The following is a 21,160-nucleotide window of genomic DNA, read 5'->3' on the forward strand; positions in this document are numbered from 1 at the left end:
CTTAATCCTCGCGATTGGCGATGACACGGATATTCATCAGCCGGTGCTCTTCGGCGATTTGGTCTTTGATGGGGGCGAATTTTTCATTCTCGCTCATCTTAACCGCCAAAATCGCGCCCACGACCACGGCTGTGACCAACACGACGTAGAGGACGAAATTATCTTTTTCCGGTTTTTCTTCTGTAACTTGTGACATGGTGTTGCGCCTCGCTAGCTGTCGCTTCGGCCGGTAAACCGCCGAAAACTTATTGTTAAACCGGCCCGCATCCGGGGCGGACCTCTGCAGTCTGACACTCGCCGCATTGGGTGTGTATGATCGCGGCCTGGATTTACCGACGGGTCGGTTGTAACGGACGGTTGCCTTGCAGCTATCCGGATCGGGAGTGGTCTGGCAACGAAACGGCTTGTGGCTGTTTCGATTCGTCAATTAGTGTCGAATCGAAACAATAAAGCAAGTGCAGGGGCTTGTCAAACAAATATCGTATCAATATTATGGCTTGAACCGGTTTTCGGCAAGCCTTTTACAAATCGGAGTCCCCGGTCCGTTCGTGCTTGGACGGACGGACTGGCGATCTTAGCAACGCTTGGATGCGACAGAATGGGTATTCTTAGCTAGCTTGTCCGCTGATTTTGCTCTATGGCGCGATCAGTCGAGATAATCGTCTTTCAGACGGACGTAATGTTTGGCGGAATATTCCAAAAATTCTTTTTCGGCATCGGTCAAGGCCCGGATTTGCTTGGCCGGGGCGCCGACATACAAAAAACCGCTTTCCAATTTCTTGCCCGGCGTCACCAGTGCGCCGGCGCCCAGCATCACGTAATCGCCCAATTCGGCGTCGTCCATGACGATGGCGCCGATGCCGATCAGGCAGTAGTTGCCTATCGTGCAGGCGTGGACCACGGCCCTATGCCCAATCGTGACGCCCCGGCCGATATTGAGCGGATGGCCTTTCGGCGAAAAGTCGCCGGCGTGGGAGACGTGCAATACCGCGCCGTCCTGGACGTTGGTGCCGTTACCGATCTTGATGCGTTCGACATCGCCGCGCACGACGCTGGTAGGCCAGATCGAGACGTCTTCGCCCAGTTCTACATCGCCGATCACGACTGCGGTATCGTCGACGAAAGCCCGCGCGCCGATCAGGGGACATTTGCCTTTATAAGTTCTGATTGCCACTGCAACTCCGTATTTTTGCCATAATTGAGCGGCGATATTACGCAATTATCGGAGTGTTCTCCAGTGTGGCGAGGATTGATGGCAGATCAGTTAGAAGTGTGGCGCCGGTGCCCGTTAAATGTCGGCCTTTCGGGGTCTTGGCGGGCTGAACGGACGTGGGATTCCAATGCGGTTGGTCGCCGCAGGGGTAGATGCTGATGGCGAGCTGCGCAAATTGTGCCGCACCGCTGCCGGCCAATAGTCAGGTATGCCGGTACTGCGGCGTGCGTAACGACATGGACTTACTCGGGCGACAAGCTGTTCGTGTCGCCGACGCCGGTGTTAAGCGCCAATGCCCTAACTGCGAAATCGGACTGCAAACCGTTGCGTTGAGCCGTGAAGGTACGCTGCATATCGAGCGTTGCTCCGAGTGTTTCGGCTTGTTTTTCGATCCGGGCGAATTGGAGGTGCTGCTGGAAGACTCGGTTGCGCCGGTGGCCGACTTCAATCTGCCTCTGCTGCAAAACATCAACCGCGAACGTTACCAAGCCGATCGTCCGGTCAAATATTTGAAATGTCCGGTCTGTCAGGTGTTAATGAACCGGATGCTTTACGGCTACCAGAGCGGTGTGGTCGTCAACCGTTGCAAGGGCCACGGCGTGTGGCTGGATAACGGCCAGATCAGTCATTTGTTGGAATGGAAAAAGGCCGGCGGCCAGTTGCTCGATCGGAAAAAGGCAGTGGAACGCCAAGTCAGAGGCCGGACCGAAACCGCGAAAACTGAATTTCGCAGCAACTATGCGGCACCTACCAACCAGGCCGGCGATGAGTTCGAGGTGTTGGAGACGATTGCAGAGGTCGTGTTCAAATTGTTCGAATAATGGATTCGCCTAAACCTTTTGCAGCAGCGCGGGCAGAAAAAACTCGGCGACCAACAACGGGTGGCCGTGAATCGCATATTCCGTACGCCGGCCCCAAGTTGGCCCTGCCATCGAGAGCCTGGTTTGCACAGCAGTCGACCATTGGTTCGGCTCGGCGCGGCTGAACTGGCGTTGGCGGCGTTCAAGGTCGGGGTAGGCGAAAATGACTTCCCCCAAAGGCCGGTTGCCGAGGTGAGACAGATTGCGGTGGGCAATTTTGATGGTCGGGTCCGGCAACACGGTCCGGGCCAATACCAGCGGCCGGCCATCGGCATGCAGCAAAACCTCGCGGATCAACTGGTAACGCGCCGGCGGCAATGCCAGCAGCCGGCACTCGTCGTTGAATGCCGGTTTCCAACGGTGGAACAGTAACTCGACGCCGAAGCGGTTGCCGTAAATCCCGCGCAAGCGCTTGGTCAACGAACCAGTCTCGTTTAGCCAGGATTGCAACTCCGGCGTTAGTTGTCGTTGTGCTGCGGTCTCGTGGGCCGACCACAGCGGCGGGCGTTTAAATAGAAAACTCTTGTCGGGCAATGTCTAAACCTCGGCGTAATGGCGGCTGCGGCCGATCCAGCGGTCGATGAGGGGTTGGATTATTTCGGGATGATGTTGAACGATGGTCTGCGCCGCGGCCGGAATCGATTCCAGCAGTTCGCGGTCGCGTTCCAGGTCGGCGATTTTAAACTGAATCTGTCCGGTCTGGCGGGTACCCATCACTTCGCCGGGGCCGCGCAATTCCAGGTCTTTTTCGGCGATGACGAAGCCGTCGTTGCTTTGTTTCAAAATTGCCAGGCGTTGTTTGCCGGTTTGCGACAACGGCGCTTGGTAGAGCAGCAGGCAATAACTGTCCTGATTGCCGCGCCCGACCCGGCCGCGTAACTGATGCAATTGCGATAGTCCCAGTCGTTCCGGATTTTCGATTACCATCAGGCCGGCGTTCGGAACGTCGACGCCGACTTCGATCACCGTAGTTGCCACCAATAGGTCGCACTCCCGGTTTTTGAACGCCTGCATCACCGCGTCCTTCTCGGCAGCTTTCAGCCGGCCGTGGACCAAGCCGATGCGGACCTTGGACAAGGCCTCACGCAACGCGGCGGCGGTCTTTTCCGCCGCCTCGCATTGCAGCGCTTCCGACTCTTCGATCAAGGTACAAACCCAATAGGCTTGGCGTTGTTGAGCGACCCAATGTTCGATCCTGCCGATCACGTCAGCTCGACGTTCCGACGATATCGCGCTGGTTGCGACCGGTTTGCGGCCTGGCGGCAGTTCGTCGATCACCGAGATGTCCAAATCGGAATATTGCAGCATCGCCAAGGTTCGCGGAATCGGCGTTGCGGTCATGATCAGCTGGTGCGGCCGCAAACCGCCGGTTTGGCCTTTCTCGCGCAAGGCCAAACGCTGATGGACGCCGAAACGGTGCTGCTCGTCGATGACGATCAACCCCAGTTTGTGGAAATGCACACTGTCCTGGAACAAGGCATGGGTGCCGATCACAATCCCGGCGCTGCCGTCGGCCAGCGCTTGTAACGTTTGTTGTCGGGCTTTGCCCTTGAGTTGGCCGCTCAGAAACAGCACTCGGGTCGGCAGGTCGGCGAACCAATGGCTGAAATTGCGAAAATGCTGCTCGGCGAGTAATTCGGTCGGCGCCATGATCGCAGTCTGGTAGCCGGACGCGAGCGCGGCCAGTGCGGCCAGCGCGGCGACCACGGTCTTGCCCGAGCCGACATCGCCTTGCACCAGGCGCAGCATTGGCCGATTTTGCCGGCAATCGGCCTCGATTTCGGCGACCACCCGCTGCTGGGCGGCGGTCAGCCGAAACGGCAAAACGGCCAGAAAGGCCTGTTTGGTCTGCGCATCCAGGCTCAGAGTCGGCGCCGGCCATTGTTTGTAGGCTAGTTTGCCTTGCAACAGTGCCAGATGGTGGGCCAGAAATTCCTCGAACGCCAGACGCCGCAACGCCGGTAACGGCGTTCCGCTCAATATCTGCGCGGAAAGCTGCGGCGGCGGTGTGTGCAGCGTGCGCAAAGCGTCCTGCAAGCTGGGGTAGTCTCGGCTTTGCAGCAGTTCGGCCGGTAACCAGTCCTTTATCGCATCGCGGCTGTGCAGGCATAGGCTCAGAGCCTGGCGGGCGGCTTTGCGCAATGCGGATTGGGAGACGCCTTCGGTTAACGGATACACCGGTGTCAGCGTCTGCTCGATCAGTTGCGCCGGATCGTCGACCAGTCGGTATTCCGGATGTACCATTTCCAGCCCGGCAAAGCCGTAACGGATTTCGCCGAAACAGCCGATCTGTACGCCGGGCTTCAATTGCTGGCTTTGCTGCACCGAGAAATGAAAAAAGCGGAGCGACAATTCGCCGCTGCCGTCGGCGATGCGACAAATCACGCTATTTCGACCGCGTTGAATCTGGTCGGTGAATTCGACGCGGCCACAGACCAAGGCGGTCATACCGGGCAGCAATTGGTTGAGCGGCGTGATCCGGCTGCGGTCCTGGTAACGTAACGGCAGGTGGAACAGCAGGTCTTGCACATGGCGGATGCCGAGTTTTTCCAGGCGGGCGGCCGATTGGGCGCCGATGCCGTTCAATGCGGTGACCGGCAACAGCCGCGGGTCCGGATGCTGTTGCGGTTCGCTGCGCATCGTCGCTACGGTTGGGACAGGGCTAAGGCGACTGTGTCCGCCGCCACGACGCCGAGCTCAGTAATATTCGTTGGGTAAAACCAAAATGCCGTCCATTTCGACGTCGGCCGATTTGGGCAGTGCGGCAACGCCAATCGCGGCGCGGGCAGGGTAGGGTTGGTGGAAATATTCGGCCATGATTTCGTTGACGATCGGAAAATGGCTCAGGTCGGTCAGAAACACGTTCAGTTTGACGATGTCGTTCAAGCTGCCGCCGGCGGCTTCGGCCACGGCCTTCAGATTGTCGAATACCCGCCGGATTTGCAGGTCGATGTCGCCGTCGACCATTTGCATGGTTTGCGGATCCAACGGAATTTGCCCGGACAGGTAGACGGTATTGTCGACTTTGACGGCTTGCGAGTAAGTGCCGATGGCTTGCGGCGCCAGCGGCGTGGAGATGGTTTCCTTGCTCATGTTATGCCTTGATGCGGGTGATTTTTAAAACGATGGACAGCTTTTTCAATTTGCGGATGATGTTGGCCAGGTGTACCCGGTCGCGCACGGCTAGAACCAGCAAGTCCACCGAAACCCGGTCATCCTGGCTGACCACGTTGATGTTCTCGATATTCGAGTCCATGCTGGAGATGGTCGACGCAATCGTGGCCAACGAGCCGCGCTGGTTCAGCAACTCGATCCGGATTTCGGCCGGGAATTCGCCGCTGGCTTCCGGGCTCCACTCCACATCCAGCCAGGTGGTTTGTTTTTTGCGGACTTCGTTGCTGTTGCGGCATTCGTGGTGGTGAACCACGATGCCTTTGCCCGGGTTGAAAAAACCGATGATAGGATCGCCCGGAATCGGCCGGCAGCACTTGGCCAGACTGACGACGATGCCCTCGGTGCCCTTGATAATCAAAGGTGTTTTATGGTGCGGTTCGTTATCGTCCAGTTTGACTGCGGCGTTGACGTCGGTTTGACTGATACGCTTGGCCACCAGGAACGGCATTCGGTTGCCGAGGCCGATGTCTTCCAGCAATTCGTTCAACGAGTGCTTTTTCAAGACTTGCAGCACCTGCAGAATTCGGGTGTTGTCGACGCTTTCTAGTTGGATGCCCAGGCTGTGCAGTTCTTTTTCCAACAGGCGGCGGCCGAGGTTGATGGCTTCCTGTTGGTTGAAATTCTTCAAATAAGCGCGGATGCAACTGCGCGCCTTGGCCGTTATCACGTAGTTCAGCCACAGCGGATTGGGTCGGGCCCAGGTGGCGGTGATGACTTCGACCGTCATGCCGTTTTCCAGCTTGGTTTGCAACGGCACCAGTTTTTTGTCGATCCGGGCCGAGATGCAGGCGTTGCCGACATCGGTATGCACCATGTACGCAAAGTCGACCACGGTAGCGCCGCGCGGCAGCTTGATGATCTTGCCTTTCGGCGTAAACACGAATACTTCCTGCGGAAACAGGTCGACTTTGAGATTATCGATGAACTCGAGCGAGTCGCCGGCCGATTTCTGAATTTCCAACAGGTCGCGCAGCCATTCGTTGGCACGGGCCTGTATCGTCTCGCTTTTATCGTTGTCGGACTTGTACAGCCAATGTGCGGCGATGCCGGATTCTGACAGGCGGTGCATTTCGTGGGTGCGGATCTGGATCTCGATCGGTACCCCGTAAGGGCCGATCAGAATCGTGTGCAGCGACTGGTAGCCGTTGGCTTTGGGCAGGGCGATATAGTCCTTGAACCGGCCGGGTACCGGTTTATACAGATTGTGCACGCAACCGAGCGCGCGGTAGCAATCGTCCACTTGGGAGCAATAAATCCGGAACGCGTATACGTCGAACACGTCAGTGAACGAAATCCGCTTGTTCAGCATTTTTTGGTAAATGCTGGCGATGTTTTTTTCCCGTCCCGCTACCGTGCCGTCCAGCCCGGATTCTTTCAGCCGGTTTTGAATCGCGTTCTGGATGGTGTCGATGATTTCCTTGCGGTTGCCGCGCGATTTTTTTACCGCATTGTTGATCGCCGCATAACGGTTCGGGTACAGGGCCTTGAAACCAAGCGATTCGAGCTGGTGGCGGACATCGTTCATGCCAAGGCGGTTGGCGATCGGCGCGTAGATTTCCAGTGTTTCCTTGGCGATCCGGCGCTTTTTGTCCAGCGGCATATTGCCCATGGTTTGCATGTTGTGCAGCCGGTCAGCCAGTTTGACGACGATGACGCGTAGATCTTGCGCCATGGCGAGAAACATTTTGCGGACGTTTTCCGCTTGCGCTTCGGCGCGGGAGCGGCTGTCGATCTTGGACAGTTTGGTCACGCCGTCGACCAGATCGGCAACCTCGGCGCCGAATTGTTCGCCGAGTTGCTCCTTGGTGATGGGGGTGTCTTCGATTACATCGTGCAGAATGGCCGCCATGATGCCGTGGGCATCCATATGCATGCCGGCCAACGTGATCGCAACCGCAACCGGGTGGCAGATATAGGCTTCGCCGCTACGGCGAAATTGGCCGGAGTGGGCGGCCGCGCCGAAATGGTAGGCGCGAACAATATCGTTGATTTGGTCTTGGTCGAGATAGCTGCGCAGAACGTCGCACAGCTGGTGCAACAGTTTTTCTTCCGGGTGTTCTATGGCCGGAAGTGCTGGAGTCGGCTTGGCTGCTATCTCGGGCATACCGCTTAAAGTTCCAGGTGGGTTTCGGAGACGTAGCTGGAGCGGTGCAGGCGGTCGACATTTTCCTCGGTGACGAAACCGGCGGCGATTTCGCGCAGTGCCACTACAGTGTCTTTATCCTTGCCGCGCGGCACGAATTCGTCGGCACCTTTTTCCAGCTGGCGCGCTCTTTTGCTGGCCAGCAGTACCAGTTTGAAGCGGTTTTCTACATTTTCTAAGCAATCTTCGACAGTCACGCGGGCCATGATTAAACCTTGGTTGAGTTTATGGGATTGGAGGCTTGTAAAACCGCAAAGGTTTCAAGCGGAGAGGGCTGAATTATAAGACAAAAGCAAGTCTTAAGCCAGATACGGAACGGCGGCGGGGCAAGGCAGGGTGGCGGACAATAAAAAGCCCGCTCAGCGCGGGCCCGTCCTGTTTGTTGTAGTTATTATTGTTATCGTGTTGGACGCCTGCCTTAAGGCAGTTTAGTCAAGCAGTTACTATTTATTATTATTATTGTCAGCCTTTGTTACAGGCCGCTTCCCTCCCCCTCAAAGATACAACCCTGTCGGGTTGAATGCACTCCGTAAAAGGTGGCCGAAGTGTATTTTAAAAAAATCGGAGTGTCCAACAAAAAAATGCTTTTTTGCGAAGAAATGGTTTCGCCTCGAAATTGATTTTTTTAAACAGAAGCTTAGAGAGTGTTAGGGTTTTCTAATGTTTGCTTCAGCGCTCCATTCGGCGGGATTCTTCTTCGCTCAGGAAAAAATTTAAGCGTTCGTTAAGGATCGCTTGCAATTGAAAACTGAGGTCGTTTTGTTGTTTGGCCAGCCGGATCTGGGTGATGGCCGATTCGGTATCGCCGCTGGCGTAATAGTATTCGGCGGTATAGCGGTGCGATTCGCCCGGTTGTTTCAGGTCGGCGAAGATTTGCGCGAGCAGTTCGTAGTAGTAAGGTTGGTCTTTTTGGTCTTCGGGCAGGCTTTGTAGGATTTGTTTGGCACGTTCGGGGCGTCCGCCTTTCAACAGGCTGCGGGTATATTCGATCTTCACTGCAGCGTTGTTCGGAAAGCGGGCGAGGGCGGCTTCGTAGAGTTTGCCGGCCTTATCGTAGTCGTGGCTTTCGCTGGCGGTGCGCGCCAAGGCAGCGATATATTGAGGTTGATTGGGGTATTGCTCCGCCAACTGCTGGAATATTTGGTTGGCGGCCGCAAATTGCAGATTGTGCAATTGCACCAGACCCATGCCGTAACGGGCGACCGCGCGTTGCTCGCTAGTGCCTTGCATTTCCAGTGTAGTGAAATGCTGCATTGCCGCTTTGGTATCCCGCGCGGTAACCACCGCTAACTTGGCTTTGACAAGCTGGTAGGCCAGCGAGTCGGGATACTGCCGGTAAGGATAAATTTCGGCGCGGCCGCGGGTGTCGGCAACCCGGTTTTCCGACACCGGGTGAGTTCTCAAAAATTCCGGAACGCCTTTCCCGTAGTAGCGGGTAGACTGCTGCAGTTTTTCAAAAAACGCCGGCATCGCACGCGGGTCAAAGTTAGATTCCGCCAGCGTCTGCATACCGACCCGGTCGGCTTCCTTCTCGTGGTCGCGGGTAAAGTCGATTTGAAACTGAATGTTGCCGGCCTGGATTGCCATCAGCGCCGCTTGTCCCATGTTCGGTGACTGGGTCCCAATCAGGATCGCCGCCAGCGTCGCGGCAACGGTCGGAATCGACAGTTTGCTGGCTTTTTCGATCGAGCGATACAGATGGCGTTGGGTGACGTGGGCGATCTCGTGCGCCATGACCGAAGCCAGTTCGCTTTCGGCTTCCGTCAGCAAAATCAGCCCCGAGTTGACGCCGATATAGCCGCCGGGGCCGGCGAAAGCGTTGATGTTCTGGTCCATCACGACAAAGAAATGAAACGGGTTGGACGGCGTATCACTGTGAGATGCCAGTTGTCGGCCTATGTTCTCGATGTATTGCTGGATTTCGACGTCTTGACTGATTTCGGCTTGCCGATGCAGATTGCGGAAGAAGGCTTCGCCGAATTCCTTTTCCTGAATCGGCGAGATGATCGCTCCGGCGGAGTCGCCCATGTCCGGCAACTGGATTTTGTCAATTTCTAGCGCATGCGGCGGGGGGCAAAACAGGCTCAAACCAAGGGCGAGCGTAACGGGTATTAGTCTCATGGCGGATCGGACCTGAGGTATCGAATTTGGTTCCATCGCGAATGCTCGGCGGCAAAACAGGCAAGATTGGTGGGCGCGTATTAAAATGCAACGATGTTTTTGCAAAGACAATATTCTACAGTGCGATGAAATATGCCGTTCAAGTTAATGCCGGGCCTTGCTCCGGCAACTCCGGACTATGTGCTTACCGATTTATTTCGGCCGCGCTCGATGCCGGTCACGAGGTGGTTCGCGTATTTTTTTACAAGGACGGGGTTTACCATGCTTTTCGCTACGCCAGTCCGCCGGAGGACGAACTGCAACTGGGGCGAAAATGGTCGGAATTGGCGCTCGACCGAGGAGTCGATCTAGCCGTTTGTATTTCCGCTGCCCAGCGTCGCGGCTTATTGTGTGCCGACGAAGCGCGCCGGCAAGGCAAGCTCGACGACGATGTCGCGCCCGGGTTTCGGATCGCCGGCTTGGGGCAGTGGCTGGAGGCCGAGTTGTTGGCCGACCGCAGCTTGATATTCGCTTGAGGCGGCCATGAAGTCGTTTTTGTTCGTAATGCGCCGGCCACCGTACACTGGGGTTCGCCTGGCGGAAACCTTAGACGCCTTATTAACAGCCGCAGCGTTCGATCAGCGGGTGGCGGTGTTGTGGCTGGACGATGGCGTGTTTCAGCTGTTGGCGCGGCAACAGCCGGAAAGTTTGGCGCTGAAGGATACCTCGGCTATTTTTAAGGCTTTGGAGCTTTACGAAGTGACGGAACTGTATCTGGAGCGCGAATCCTTGCAGGCAAGAGGGCTCACGGCGGACGAATTGATCTTGCCGGTACGTTTGGTCGGCCGGGGCGACGTCCATGATTTGATCGGCGGTTTCACAACGATCATTCCCGATTGATGTCCCCGGCTTTACCCGGCCGACGCTGCATCGGCTAGAATTGCCGTTTAAACATTCCAAATTATTTTACGAGGATAGAGCACGCCATGGCGGAAGAAATTGAAGAAAAACGGCGCTATTTCCGGGTCAACGATACTATCAACCTGTTGCACAAGGTGATCGATAAAAAGAATTTCGACGCCGCCAGCCATGTTTCCAACGACGTATTGAGCAATTGCACTTTGTCCTCAGCCCTGGACGTATTGGCTCAAGAAGCTCGGATGCTCGGGCCGCGCCTGGAACGGCGCGACCCGGAAATGTTCGAATATCTGAAGATTATCGACACCAAAATCAACCTGATCGCACAGGCAATCAATGCCCAGACCGATAAGTTTTCCGAGCACGATACTCGAGAAGTCAGTCTGAGCGCCACCGGCTTGGCGTTCAGTAACGAACAAGCGATTGCGGTCGGTGAAATCCTCGAGCTGCGGATGCTGTTGACCTCATGCATGGCGGTAATTGTCGCTTACGCCAGAGTCGTGCAATGCAAGGACATTTCTCAGGATAATCCGCAGCGGCCGTTCGCGATTTGTGTGGAATACATTAATCTGACCGAAGACAACCGCGAATTGTTGATCAAGCATGTCATCAAAAAGCAGTTGCAACAACTGCGCGACAAAAACGAATCCTGAACCGCGTTCCTTATGTCCAAATCCGGTAACGGGGTCGCGGATGGAGCCACACCGCTGGCGCCGAAACTCAAACAGTTGATCGGGTTGTTGGGCGACGGCCGTTTCCACTCCGGTACCGAGTTGGCGCAATCTCTGGGTATCAGCCGGTCAGCGGTCTGGAAATACCAACAGGCGTTAGCGGATGCCGGTGTCGATTTGCTTGCGGTTTCCGGAAAGGGCTATCGCTTGAACCAGCCGTTGCAATTGTTGCAGGAAGGACAAATTCTGGAGCATTTGACTCAGGATGCCTCAGCCTTGCTGCGACGCATCGAGATCCACGACCGTATCCAGTCCACCAACGGGCGTTTACTTGAGCTCGCGCGCGAGTCGGGCGAGAGCGGCGTGGTTTGCCTGGCAGAGCAGCAAACCGCCGGACGCGGACGCCGTGGCCGGAAATGGATTTCACCCTTCGGCCACAATGTGTATTTGTCTATCCTCTGGCGTTTTCAGGGCGGACCGGCTGTTTTGAGCGGTTTGAGTTTGGCGATGGGCGTGGCCGTGGTGCGGGCACTGCGGGCATTGGGCGTCGAAGAGGTTGGCCTGAAATGGCCTAACGACATTTATTGGCGGCAACGTAAGTTAGCCGGCATATTGATCGAAGTCGGCGGCGAAAGCGGCGGACCTTGCCATGCCGTGATGGGTTTGGGGCTAAATGTGTTCATGCCCGGCCGAGATGCGGCAGAGATTGACCAAGCCTGGGTGGACCTGCATCGTATTCTGGCCGATGGTGCTCACGGTATGCGCAACCGGCTGACGGCGGAATTGCTAAACCATTTGCTGCCGGCCTTAGCCGAGTTTGAATCGCGCACTCTTGCTTACTGGTTGACCGAATGGCGCAGCTACGATTGTATGTTGCTGCGTCCGGTCTGTGTGTTTTTGGGCGAGCAGCGGTTTAGCGGAGAAGCGGCCGGTATTGATGATCAAGGTTTGCTGCTACTACGTCAGGCCGACGGCGAAATACGTGCCTTTGCATCCGGTGAAGTGAGTCTACGTCAATCATGATTTTGCTGGTCGATATCGGCAATTCCTTTCTGAAATGGACGCTGGCTGACTCTGGAATGATTGCCGAACCGCACTATTTGAATTACCGCGAATCGGATTTTATGTCGGTTTTGACCCAAGCCTGGACCTCGTTATCGGAACCGGAACAAATCGGGCTAGCGGCTGTTGCTGCGCCGGAAGTTGTGGCAAAGGTGCTTGGATTGGCTCAGGTGATGTGGCCTGCCGCCACGGTTGTCAAGCCGAGCGCTGCCGGCCAAGCCTTCGGTGTCACCAGCGCTTACGTCAAGCCCGAAAAATTGGGCGTCGACCGCTGGTTGGCGATGATTGGCGCGCTGCACGCCTATCCGGGCGCCAATTGTATTGTCGATTGCGGTACGGCAATTACCGTCGATTTTGTCGCCGCCGATGGGCTGCACCAGGGAGGCTTGATTTGCCCCGGCTTGCGTTTAATGAAGCAAGCCTTGTCGGCGAATACTCACGCTTTACCGGTTGCCGCCGGTGCCGGAGGGGTCGGACTGGCGGCCGATACCGATGCGGCGATCGACGCCGGAGTGCTGTGGGCGGCTGTCGGCTTGGTCGAAACCGCGCTAGGCCGGCAAAACCAACCGTATCGATTGCTGTTGACGGGGGGCGATGCAGCACAGTTAGCGGAGCAACTTGCAGGTGACAAAGTGTTGGATTCGCAGCTGGTATTCAAAGGCTTGTTGCACTACTGCGCTGAAGCGGAGGCATCGGGATGAAGCAGGTTTTTCTGCTGTTGTGTCTGGCTAATGTATTATTTTTTTTCTGGAAGCTCCATTTTGGTGCGTCGACGCCGGCCAACCAAGTCCAGGCCGTTCTGCCGTCGATTGTACTGGTTGCCGAACGGGATGCCGCGCTCCGTAGCGTGGCGATTTCGCGGGTCCTGGATCGCGATGCCGCCGAACTGCAACGCTTGGCCGCGCCCGCCGCTTTTGCGGCGTCTAAGCCAAAACAATTGGCGGGTGCCGCGGTTAAATCCGAAAAAAAATCGCTTCCGGCGGCAGCCGGGAAACCGGAGCCGGTTCGAGTGATTTGTTACGAAGCGGGGCCGTTCAGCGACGACCGCGAATTGCAGCGCTGGCTGCGCGGCAAACCCTTGCTTTTCACGAAGCCGTTTGTGCGCGAAACGACGGTTTCCGCCGATTACCAGCTCTACTTGCCCCCGGCCAAGGATGCGGAACAGGCTCGGCTTAACAAGTTGACGTTGCACGCCAAAGGCATTGACGACGTCTGGATGGTTCCGGACGGAGAGATTAAAGGCGCGCTATCTTTGGGTGTATTTGTCGATAGAGCGAGAGCGCTGGCGTTTAAGGAGCAACTTGCCGCGCGTGGTGTCCGGGCGGAGCTTAGGCAGCGCAGCAAAACCCGTCAGGCTTTATTCCTGCATTTCGGCACCGCTGCCGCTTTTCCGGGGAGCGGCGGATATCAGCGGATTCCGGCTGCGGATTGCAAATAGCGCCAAAATGGCGCAGCCGAAACGCGAATGACTTAAATTCCCGGAATTTGTGTCAGCTTATTTTACATTGGCTACTGTTCGGGCGAGCTAATTCCTTGAAATCCGGGGGCTGTAAATTTTGGCACGTTTTTTGTATAATTCATTTTGGAGTGGAGGCTGCGGTCTTTGCTCTCGGCTTGGGGGCGGCAATTTCGGAAAAATCGTCAATTCCAGCTGTGTGGCCAGATGGATGGCCGTTTGTTAACGTTAATTAATGGGGAATATCCATGAAAACGCTTCTATCTTTAAGACTGTGGCTTGCTGTGTGCCTGTTTGCAGTTTCGACTGCAAGTTCGGCAGGTATTATTTGGGAATCGACCGATGGGAACAGCAACTTTTTGGGCGTGAGTTTTTCATCTCCGTTTCCCAGTGGTGATACCTTCGGTATCTTCGCGGCGAACGCGGATTTAAGCATTGCCTCTCCGTTGTATTCTTTTAGCGGAGTCGGTAGCTATTCGCCAGCCGGCGCGTTCAAATTCGGTTTGTGGACCGGCGGTAAATGGGTCAGCGAAGATGCCAATTATGGCTTTAGCGGCAACACCTATTTGTTGTCTTTCACCAAAGCAGGTTTGACCAATACCCTTAGCTTGCTGTACGGCTTCGATATCAAGCCTGCGGCTGACCAAAGCGGTGGTTCTGTGGTTCCACTTCCTGCCTCTATTTGGTTCATGACAAGCGCTTTGTTGGGTTTTCTCTACAACACACGTCGTAAAACCTTGGCTTAAGCGCAAGCTTAAGTTCTCTGAGAGCCGGACGAGGGTATCCTCACCGGCTTTTTTTATGTCCGCCGGAAATCTGCGGTATCGGAACGCTTGGGGTCGGTAACGCCCAAGCGTACTGTCTGTCGTAGTCGGCAATACCGTTATCCTTGTCTTACTAGCCACCGCTAACCATCAGGTTGCGGGCCTGCTCTTTCAGCGCAATCGCTCGGCGCAGCAGACCGGTTTTGCCCGGAAAAAATCGGTTGCAGGCCATTGCCTCCAGATTCAATGCTTGCTGCAATTTTTCCAAAGCTTCCGGATAGGGATTGATTACCGCTTGCTGTAATACCTCCACCGCGTCCTGAGTGTCGGCGATTGCCAGCTTCAGGGACTTCATACTTTGTTCGCCATTCTGTTCCAACGCTTTTTTGTCCAACGAATTGGAGCTGCGGATGTTTTCCAGCACATTGATCGTACGGAGGAACATTGCTACGGCTATTACTTGCGACGAATCCAATTTGCCTTGCCGATTCGCTTTACTAGAGGTAAATGCGCCGGGCGAGCTGTTGAAGGCATCGGAGCTGTAGTAGGCGACGCTTTCTTCCAGCGTCGTTACGCTGTTGTTGTGAAAGAACGGTGCGGTGTCGGCCGCTTCGACCAAGGACGGCGTATTGAAACGGTTCAAGCCCTGGTGTCCTGCCGGTCGCGAGGTAGTACCGCTCGGCGCAACGCTGCCGTCGCTAAAACAGACTTCGTCATAATTCGGGCCGCAGTCGTTTTGTTGGATCTGACCGAAGCCACCGTCATAGGCCAGCGTCGGGTCTGCCAAATGGTGCAATTGGTCGCGCATTCGTTCCACACCGGTATCGCGGGTCGGATTGGCATTGGTGGTCGAACTGATGCCGCCGGCATTGGAATGGCAGCCGTTACAGTTTGCCGTGGCGCCGAAAATCACCGAGCCGTCGGCCGCTTTCGGATTGTTCTTGGTATTGAACAACATCAGGCCGTTTTGCACCAAAGGGGATTTGAAATACATATTGGCCAGATTCAATTCGCCGCTACGCCCCAATGACAGCATATAGGCTTCCAAGGCGTCGAGTTCGTCTTCGCTGGGTAATCTGAAATCGATGTTTTCGGCCCGGATCAATGTTTTCGGCATGTGCTGCTTGATCGCGCCTTTGGCGAAGTCACGCAAGGAGCCCCCATCCGGCGCGCCATCACCGGACCAGCCTATGGCTTCGGTGTGCCTGCCGGATTGCTGCGCTTCTTCATCGTGGCGTTTGAAGTATTCTTCGTCCTGCGGAAACTCGCCGTTGCCGTAACCAGGATTTACGGCACGCTCGAAGGTGAGGGTATTGGCCATGCCCAACAGATGGGGAGAACTGCGCATCACCGGTGGCCGGTCGAAGCCGTCGGCGTGGGCGACGAACAAGGCAAACTGGCGCATTAGTGCCGGCTTTTCCAGATCGGCCAATTCCGGCCGGGTTTCGGCGACGAACAGCGGGTCGCTTTTCGGTAACTTGGCGATGTAACTCGGGTCGATCGTGTGATTGTTATCCGGCCGGTGGCAGGTGGCGCAGGTACGTCCGTTGCCGCCGAAAGTCTCTTCTGTAAATATTTTTTGGCCGCGGGCTATCAGCTGCGCTAACTGCGGTTCGCTCCCGAAATTGCCGGCTTGAGCGGTCTTCGGCAGTAAGAATTCGAACGGCAGGCGATTCGCGGCGATCTCGCCGCCGGCGGCAGCCAAGTTCGCGCCCGGCCAGTCGTGCTCGGTGAAATAAAGCCGCTGCAGCAGGTTGGGCGAGCCGAACAGCAGGCCGCCGTTTTCGGGAGAGGTTCCGGCTTGGACGACTGCCGCGCCGTCAAGCGTAAAGTTCCGCATTCGCTGCGGGTCGAGTTGCAGCGTCAAACCATGGCGGCCCGCCGCCGGCTCCAGTTGGCCGACGCGCAATCCTTGCCGAGACTGCTGATGATTGTCCAGCAACCAAAGTTCGTATTGGCCGGTTTCCGGTAAACCCGATACCGTTGCCTGCAAGCGCCCGGTGCGCAGATTCAGTTGAAGGTGGCCGGCGGCCGGGCTGAAGCTTGCGGACAATGCCTTGGAATAGCTCAAGCCGATTTGCAAGCTGTCCGGACTGGAGGATTGTTCGTGAGCATATTTCCAGCGCTGGTACAGCCGGCTTAAAACTTCCGGGTCGCCGTGGCCGGTAAATGGCGCTTCCGGGGTTGGCGTCACCATGGTTCCGATGCCAAGCGCAGCCGAGAATGCCAGCGCGCGTTTATAGCGTATTTTCATAATGTTATCCGTCGTTGTTCAGGCCATGCGATTGAGCCGATGGTGTAGAAGGCAGCGGTGCGGCTACCTCGGACCGGGCGGTCAATTGATAGTTGCGGATAGCAATAGCCATGCCTATTTTATATAAATCCTTTATAAATCAAAATTTTGGCGTTTTTTGTCTGGCGATCGGCTTGCACGGGAAAATCGGCGGTTTGCTATCGACTATCGTTTCCGCGAGTTTTCCAGTGTTAGGCGGCGCGACTGAAAACCTAAGGATTGCGCGGTTTTCGAGGGTGTGGATCTCAGTATCCGATCGTCCGATAGTGGCGGTACCCGATTCGCGCTGTTGCCCGGATGCAGGTGCCGGGTAAATCCAAATTATGTGATATCGCGCACACACTAAGTGAAATCACACAATATGTGTGTTTTTTATGCATTTGCAGGCGACTTGCGGTTGGCCAACCGGACTTACACAAACGGTGTCTATGGGTAATTCATTAGTTAAAACAAAGGACTAGAGTATGCGTTGCAGCTTAGGCCTGCCGGGCACTTAGCCGTCGTTACCCAGCTGTTTTCCGGCTGCACCGCGGTACCGATGCCGGATCGGCTGGTAACCGTTTTTTGCTGTGAATGTTTAATAAGTTAATGAATTTAATCAGGTATTAGTGTTGATTTGTCGTGCTGGCCAAGGCGTTGCCGCAGACGGCCAATACTGCGGCAAAATCCGCAAGTCTTGGTTGGATTGATTGTAACTTATTGAAAATTAATTAAAAAAAATAGGTACAAATTGTGCTTTCTCATTCGAGTGATAACGGAAGCGATATCACCTCCGGGAAAAAGCCGAACCTGCCGCGAGGAGGAGACGGAAATTCAGGGGTCTCACGGCGAGACGGCCTGACTGCCCTGGACTAGGCAATTATGCAATTTCTTCACTTCGAATCAGTTATTGAGGCATCAATATGATAGGCATTAATCAACAGAGCTTACGCCGCGCAATTCTGGCTGCGCTCGGCGCCAGCGTTATGGCCGCTTATTCCGGACAGGCCGCCGCTATTAGTCCGGCCAGTCTGGGTGTTATCGACGCTGGCGACAGCGCTAGCTTATCCGGCAAGGCGCCGAAAAGGGCTTGGGCTGACTACGGTACCGGTTTTAACTACGGTTGGACCCATACGCCACCCTTCAGGATTTTTCAAGTCGGCGATGATGCCGACGCCGCCGCGGGTACTCGATTCGATGTCACGGTCAATCTGAAACAAAACGGCGGCACGGCGCCGATGAACTATCCGGGATTTTCGATCTGGACCAGTGGAACCGCGCCCATGGTTACCGGTGCCGCCGACGGCAGCGGTTACGGACATGCCTGGAGTCAGGTGCGCGGGCCTTACGATGGCGGTGTCGCCGGTTACGTCGCGCCTCCCGGCCTGGGCGGCACGGGATTGCTGGGGGTGCCCGGCGCCGATTTGACTCAGGGTAGCAACGGCTGGCTGGGTGAAGGCGGCGGCGGAAACATAGTCCGCGGCCATGACGGATGGATCGGTTATGCCAATGCCGGCTACTCCTTCACTAACGGCGATGGCGATAAGATTCAAGGTCTGCTCGCGGGTGCCACCAACCCCGGAAATGTCGGTCAATACGGCGGCGGTGCCAGCGATCCGCTGAATGGTACGGCACTCACCAACGTCAACCAAGATTCACCCTACGTCTACACCGGTTTCGCGACCCTGAGTGCCGGCGAGGCGATGTTGACCCTGCAGGGCTTGAAAGCCGGTTATTACTTGATCGGCTGGGCGGGTAGTTGCCCGGATGATAATGCCAATGGTCAAAATTGCGGAATCGGTGCAGGCCAAAACTACATGTTGACTATCAACAATACCGGAGTCAGTGCGGTGCCGTTGCCCGGAGCTGTCTGGATGTTCGGTTCGGCTCTATTGGGTTTTACCGCGTTAGGTCGAAAAAAACCGGTCTAGCTTACAGCGCCAGCCTATCCGCTTTGCCGAATGGGGCGTGCTCGGGTAACAAGGTCCAAATGCCTTATGTCCGATGTTGCCCCGATTAGCTGGCGCTCACAATAATTTAGTGGTCGGTTCCCGGGGTTGTCTAGGTTGGGGCCGGCCCTGATTTCTTTGGTTTCGACTGAACTGATGCAATCGAAGGCGTGCACAGGTTCAGTCTTTATCCGACTCCCAGACCGGAGCTAAAGCAGATGCGGCGCCGGGTGAATAGCGGGTTTTACGAGGCAGGTATGAAGGTATTTCCGAGAATCTTTTTAATAGCGATCGCTTCGCTGGCGGCGCTGCCGGTGGCGGCCCACGGACCGGTTCCGGTATCGTTACAGCGGGTACCGGTGCCGCCGGTGCCAGGTTTGTTGGACGGTTCCAGCCCGATCGTGGTGAATAAGGCGGCAGCGATTGCGTTGGGCAAGGCCTTATTTTGGGATATGAACGTCGGTAGCGACGGCATGGCCTGCGGGTCCTGCCATTTTCACGCCGGGGCCGACGCCCGGGTCAAAAATCAGCTGAATCCCGGCGCCAAGAGCAGCAAAGCCAGCGGGCAGACGTTCGATACGTTGGCGTCGGGCGGTGGCGGCCCCAATCATACCTTGCGTTCGCAAGACTTTCCGCTGCACCGGCTGTCCGATCCGGCCGATAAATTCAGCGCCGTGACCTTTACCACCGATGATGTGGTGGCGTCGTCCGGTACCTTTAGCGGCGAATTCAAAGGTGCTTCGCGTTTCAGCGGCAGTACCGACCAATGTTCGCGTAGCGTCGATGCGGTATTTCACGTTAACCAAACCGGTACCCGGCGGGTGGAACCGCGGAATGCGCCGACTGTAATCAATGCGGTGTTCAACCACCGCAATTTCTGGGACGGGCGGGCCAACAATATCTTTAACGGTAGCAGCCCCTGGGGCGAACGCGACCCGAATGCCGGGGTTTGGGTCAAACTCAATTCACGCTCGGTGATTAAAGAGAAGCTGCATCTGGAGAACTCGTCTCTAGCATCGTTGGCGACGGCGCCGGGTTTGAGCGATACCGAAATGAGCTGCCGGCAGCGGACGTGGGCCGATATCGGCCGCAAACTGTTGGGACGCCAAGCCTTGCAACATCAGAAGGTGCACCACGAAGACAGTGTGTTGGGCCCCTATAGCTTGAGCAGCATCGGAAATCTAAAGCCCGGCCTGAATACGACCTATAAAAATCTGATCATGCAGGCTTTCAATGCCAAATACTGGTCTTATAGCGGCATCGGCCCGTTCGGTGCTCCGCCGGGACAAACCGCCTACAACCAAATGGAGGCCAATTTCCCGATGTTCTTCGGCTTGGCGCTCCAGCTTTACCAGTCGACCTTGGTGGCGGATCAATCGCCTTTCGATTTGAGCCCGGTGGATGGCAGTCTGCGCCCGACCTGGACCAATATTGTCGGCGCCACGCCGGCCGAGACTGAGGCCAAGCGCCAAGCGCTGAAAGACGGCGGCAACTTGTTTTTCAACAATCATTGTAATTTGTGTCATGCCGGCCCGAGCTTGAGTCTGGCCGCGGTCGCTACCAATGCGGCGTTGTTAAAGCCCGAGCCCGGCAAAACCTTCGGTTTGGCAGCGACGCCAATTTCGTACGGACCGGATGCGTTCGGTCCTTCCGGCGGCGCGCGAGCAGCCGGCATGACCCAATATGTCAATCCGGTAACCCGGGATTTTAGTAGCGACGGCATGCCTTTGCTGATGGACTTGGGGTACATCAACACCGGTGTTGCCGATCCGAATGGCGATCCTGGAGTTGGCGGTCTCGACGATTTCGGCAATCCGCTATCCTTTGCCGCTCAGTACCTTCAGTATTTGCAGGACCGTCCCGCCGGGATCAAGGATCGTCTGGTTAAGGATATTCGCGCTTGCGATTTCATCACCGCGATCGCGATTAATACCGACGTTTCCGAGCCTTATTACTTTACCGCAGTGGAAGGTATCCAGGCGGACGGCAGTCGGGAGGGTGTGTCGCGCAATCAAAACTGTGCGGATCCGGCCACAGCTTTCATTCCGTCGCCCAGCGCGGCACGCAACGAAGCCAATGCCGCAAATCTGGGCGTGGCAGTCAAGGCGGCCTTTAAAGTTCCAACCCTGCGTAATATCGAGCTGACCGGGCCGTACATGCATAACGGCAGTATGGCAACGCTGGAGCAGGTGATCGAGTTTTATGGCCGGCAAGGCAATTTCCACAACGATATTTTGCACGAGCAGGTCGGTACCATCTCGTCGTCGATCAATTCGCCGGCTAACCGGGCCAAATTGATCGCGTACCTGAAGTCGTTCACTGACGACCGGGTGCGCTATGAAAAAGCGCCGTTCGACCATCCGGAGGTGATCGTGCCGAACGGCCACGACGGTAACCATGAAGCTGTTGTATCCGGCAATCCGTTGCAAGCCGATCTGGCGCAAGACGAAGTATTAGTCGTCCCGGCCGTCGGTGCCAATGGTTCAGTCGACCCGCTGTTGCCGTTCGACCAGTTGTTGGCGCACTGAGCGGCTGAATGCCGTATCGAAAACACCGGCCCGCGCGCCGCCGAGTCGCG

Annotated in this window: 19 protein-coding genes; 10 read left to right on the plus strand and 9 right to left on the minus strand. The window is 56.2% G+C overall.

Translation table 11 applies throughout. The annotated features are described in order from the left end of the window. Position 1: 1 nt before the first annotated feature. Together PL263_RS01910 and PL263_RS01915 are read right to left on the minus strand one after the other, a co-directional pair. Positions 2–196, minus strand: coding sequence for a hypothetical protein (locus PL263_RS01910; protein WP_140910675.1), 195 nt, complete (start codon positions 194–196; stop codon positions 2–4). Between the two features lie 450 nt (positions 197–646). Further along, the gene (locus PL263_RS01915; RefSeq protein WP_278211432.1) at positions 647–1,174 is read right to left on the minus strand and encodes a gamma carbonic anhydrase family protein; all 528 of its coding nucleotides are present in this window, start codon (positions 1,172–1,174) and stop codon (positions 647–649) included. A 197-nt stretch (positions 1,175–1,371) separates the two neighbouring features. Between PL263_RS01915 and PL263_RS01920 the strand changes: the two genes are divergently transcribed. Next, the gene (locus PL263_RS01920; RefSeq protein WP_278211434.1) at positions 1,372–2,034 is read left to right on the plus strand and encodes a zf-TFIIB domain-containing protein; all 663 of its coding nucleotides are present in this window, start codon (positions 1,372–1,374) and stop codon (positions 2,032–2,034) included. Positions 2,035–2,043: 9 nt separating this feature from the next. Here the strand turns inward: PL263_RS01920 and PL263_RS01925 are convergent, their stop codons facing one another. From PL263_RS01925 to PL263_RS01950, 6 genes are all read right to left on the minus strand, one after another. Continuing rightward, positions 2,044–2,607, minus strand: coding sequence for a chorismate lyase (locus PL263_RS01925; protein ID WP_278211435.1), 564 nt, complete (start codon positions 2,605–2,607; stop codon positions 2,044–2,046). A gap of 3 nt (positions 2,608–2,610) precedes the next feature. After that, entirely contained in the window at positions 2,611–4,713 is a 2,103-nt protein-coding gene (gene recG / locus PL263_RS01930; RefSeq protein ID WP_278211438.1) for an ATP-dependent DNA helicase RecG, read from the minus strand. Between the two features lie 57 nt (positions 4,714–4,770). Then, positions 4,771–5,166, minus strand: coding sequence for a RidA family protein (locus PL263_RS01935; protein WP_278211439.1), 396 nt, complete (start codon positions 5,164–5,166; stop codon positions 4,771–4,773). A gap of 1 nt (position 5,167) precedes the next feature. Then, positions 5,168–7,351, minus strand: coding sequence for a bifunctional (p)ppGpp synthetase/guanosine-3',5'-bis(diphosphate) 3'-pyrophosphohydrolase (locus PL263_RS01940; protein ID WP_140910681.1), 2,184 nt, complete (start codon positions 7,349–7,351; stop codon positions 5,168–5,170). 5 nt (positions 7,352–7,356) lie between these two features. Next, a complete protein-coding gene (rpoZ, locus tag PL263_RS01945; RefSeq protein ID WP_064021268.1) occupies positions 7,357–7,596 on the minus strand; it encodes a DNA-directed RNA polymerase subunit omega in 240 nt (79 codons plus the stop codon). A gap of 463 nt (positions 7,597–8,059) precedes the next feature. Further along, the gene (locus PL263_RS01950; RefSeq protein WP_278211440.1) at positions 8,060–9,511 is read right to left on the minus strand and encodes a M48 family metalloprotease; all 1,452 of its coding nucleotides are present in this window, start codon (positions 9,509–9,511) and stop codon (positions 8,060–8,062) included. Between the two features lie 125 nt (positions 9,512–9,636). Between PL263_RS01950 and tusD the strand changes: the two genes are divergently transcribed. From tusD to PL263_RS01985, 7 genes are all read left to right on the plus strand, one after another. Next, positions 9,637–10,026, plus strand: a complete 390-nt coding sequence (tusD, locus tag PL263_RS01955) for a sulfurtransferase complex subunit TusD (protein WP_278211441.1) — start codon at positions 9,637–9,639, stop codon at positions 10,024–10,026. Between the two features lie 7 nt (positions 10,027–10,033). After that, complete coding sequence (tusC, locus tag PL263_RS01960) at positions 10,034–10,390, plus strand: sulfurtransferase complex subunit TusC (protein WP_140910684.1); 357 nt, start codon at positions 10,034–10,036, stop codon at positions 10,388–10,390. Between the two features lie 86 nt (positions 10,391–10,476). Further along, complete coding sequence (locus tag PL263_RS01965) at positions 10,477–11,061, plus strand: PilZ domain-containing protein (RefSeq protein WP_278211442.1); 585 nt, start codon at positions 10,477–10,479, stop codon at positions 11,059–11,061. 12 nt (positions 11,062–11,073) lie between these two features. Next, entirely contained in the window at positions 11,074–12,102 is a 1,029-nt protein-coding gene (gene birA, locus PL263_RS01970; protein WP_278211443.1) for a bifunctional biotin--[acetyl-CoA-carboxylase] ligase/biotin operon repressor BirA, read from the plus strand. Next, the gene (locus PL263_RS01975; protein ID WP_278211445.1) at positions 12,099–12,842 is read left to right on the plus strand and encodes a type III pantothenate kinase; all 744 of its coding nucleotides are present in this window, start codon (positions 12,099–12,101) and stop codon (positions 12,840–12,842) included. Before birA ends, PL263_RS01975 begins: the two co-directional genes overlap by 4 nt. After that, the gene (locus PL263_RS01980; RefSeq protein ID WP_278211446.1) at positions 12,839–13,579 is read left to right on the plus strand and encodes a hypothetical protein; all 741 of its coding nucleotides are present in this window, start codon (positions 12,839–12,841) and stop codon (positions 13,577–13,579) included. Before PL263_RS01975 ends, PL263_RS01980 begins: the two co-directional genes overlap by 4 nt. A 266-nt stretch (positions 13,580–13,845) precedes the next feature. Then, on the plus strand, positions 13,846–14,343 hold the full coding sequence (locus PL263_RS01985) for a hypothetical protein (RefSeq protein ID WP_278211448.1): 498 nt from the start codon (positions 13,846–13,848) through the stop codon (positions 14,341–14,343). A 151-nt stretch (positions 14,344–14,494) separates the two neighbouring features. Here the strand turns inward: PL263_RS01985 and PL263_RS01990 are convergent, their stop codons facing one another. Further along, positions 14,495–16,615 (minus strand): hypothetical protein, encoded by a 2,121-nt coding sequence (locus tag PL263_RS01990; protein ID WP_278211449.1) that lies wholly within the window; start codon positions 16,613–16,615, stop codon positions 14,495–14,497. Positions 16,616–17,556: 941 nt separating this feature from the next. Between PL263_RS01990 and PL263_RS01995 the strand changes: the two genes are divergently transcribed. Both PL263_RS01995 and PL263_RS02000 read left to right on the plus strand, forming a co-directional pair. After that, positions 17,557–18,564 carry a hypothetical protein gene (locus PL263_RS01995; protein WP_278211451.1) on the plus strand — a complete coding sequence of 336 codons (1,008 nt, stop codon included), beginning with the start codon at positions 17,557–17,559 and terminating at the stop codon, positions 18,562–18,564. A 275-nt stretch (positions 18,565–18,839) separates the two neighbouring features. Then, positions 18,840–21,110 (plus strand): cytochrome c peroxidase, encoded by a 2,271-nt coding sequence (locus tag PL263_RS02000; protein WP_278211452.1) that lies wholly within the window; start codon positions 18,840–18,842, stop codon positions 21,108–21,110. The last annotated feature ends 50 nt before the right edge of the window (positions 21,111–21,160 follow it).

The organism is Methylomonas sp. EFPC3 (assembly GCF_029643245.1).
Taxonomy (GTDB): domain Bacteria; phylum Pseudomonadota; class Gammaproteobacteria; order Methylococcales; family Methylomonadaceae; genus Methylomonas; species Methylomonas koyamae_B.

Excerpts from the sequence above, each read along its gene's own strand:
- PL263_RS01910 (WP_140910675.1), bottom strand. The coding sequence starts at position 196 with ATGTCACAAGTTACAGAAGAAAAACCGGAAAAAGATAATTTCGTCCTC.
- PL263_RS01920 (WP_278211434.1), top strand. The coding sequence starts at position 1,372 with ATGGCGAGCTGCGCAAATTGTGCCGCACCGCTGCCGGCCAATAGTCAG.
- recG (WP_278211438.1), bottom strand. The coding sequence starts at position 4,713 with ATGCGCAGCGAACCGCAACAGCATCCGGACCCGCGGCTGTTGCCGGTC.
- PL263_RS01935 (WP_278211439.1), bottom strand. The coding sequence starts at position 5,166 with ATGAGCAAGGAAACCATCTCCACGCCGCTGGCGCCGCAAGCCATCGGC.
- PL263_RS01940 (WP_140910681.1), bottom strand. The coding sequence starts at position 7,351 with ATGCCCGAGATAGCAGCCAAGCCGACTCCAGCACTTCCGGCCATAGAA.
- rpoZ (WP_064021268.1), bottom strand. The coding sequence starts at position 7,596 with ATGGCCCGCGTGACTGTCGAAGATTGCTTAGAAAATGTAGAAAACCGC.
- PL263_RS01950 (WP_278211440.1), bottom strand. The coding sequence starts at position 9,511 with ATGAGACTAATACCCGTTACGCTCGCCCTTGGTTTGAGCCTGTTTTGC.
- tusD (WP_278211441.1), top strand. The coding sequence starts at position 9,637 with ATGAAATATGCCGTTCAAGTTAATGCCGGGCCTTGCTCCGGCAACTCC.
- tusC (WP_140910684.1), top strand. The coding sequence starts at position 10,034 with ATGAAGTCGTTTTTGTTCGTAATGCGCCGGCCACCGTACACTGGGGTT.
- PL263_RS01965 (WP_278211442.1), top strand. The coding sequence starts at position 10,477 with ATGGCGGAAGAAATTGAAGAAAAACGGCGCTATTTCCGGGTCAACGAT.
- birA (WP_278211443.1), top strand. The coding sequence starts at position 11,074 with ATGTCCAAATCCGGTAACGGGGTCGCGGATGGAGCCACACCGCTGGCG.
- PL263_RS01975 (WP_278211445.1), top strand. The coding sequence starts at position 12,099 with ATGATTTTGCTGGTCGATATCGGCAATTCCTTTCTGAAATGGACGCTG.
- PL263_RS01980 (WP_278211446.1), top strand. The coding sequence starts at position 12,839 with ATGAAGCAGGTTTTTCTGCTGTTGTGTCTGGCTAATGTATTATTTTTT.
- PL263_RS01985 (WP_278211448.1), top strand. The coding sequence starts at position 13,846 with ATGAAAACGCTTCTATCTTTAAGACTGTGGCTTGCTGTGTGCCTGTTT.
- PL263_RS01990 (WP_278211449.1), bottom strand. The coding sequence starts at position 16,615 with ATGAAAATACGCTATAAACGCGCGCTGGCATTCTCGGCTGCGCTTGGC.
- PL263_RS01995 (WP_278211451.1), top strand. The coding sequence starts at position 17,557 with ATGATAGGCATTAATCAACAGAGCTTACGCCGCGCAATTCTGGCTGCG.
- PL263_RS02000 (WP_278211452.1), top strand. The coding sequence starts at position 18,840 with ATGAAGGTATTTCCGAGAATCTTTTTAATAGCGATCGCTTCGCTGGCG.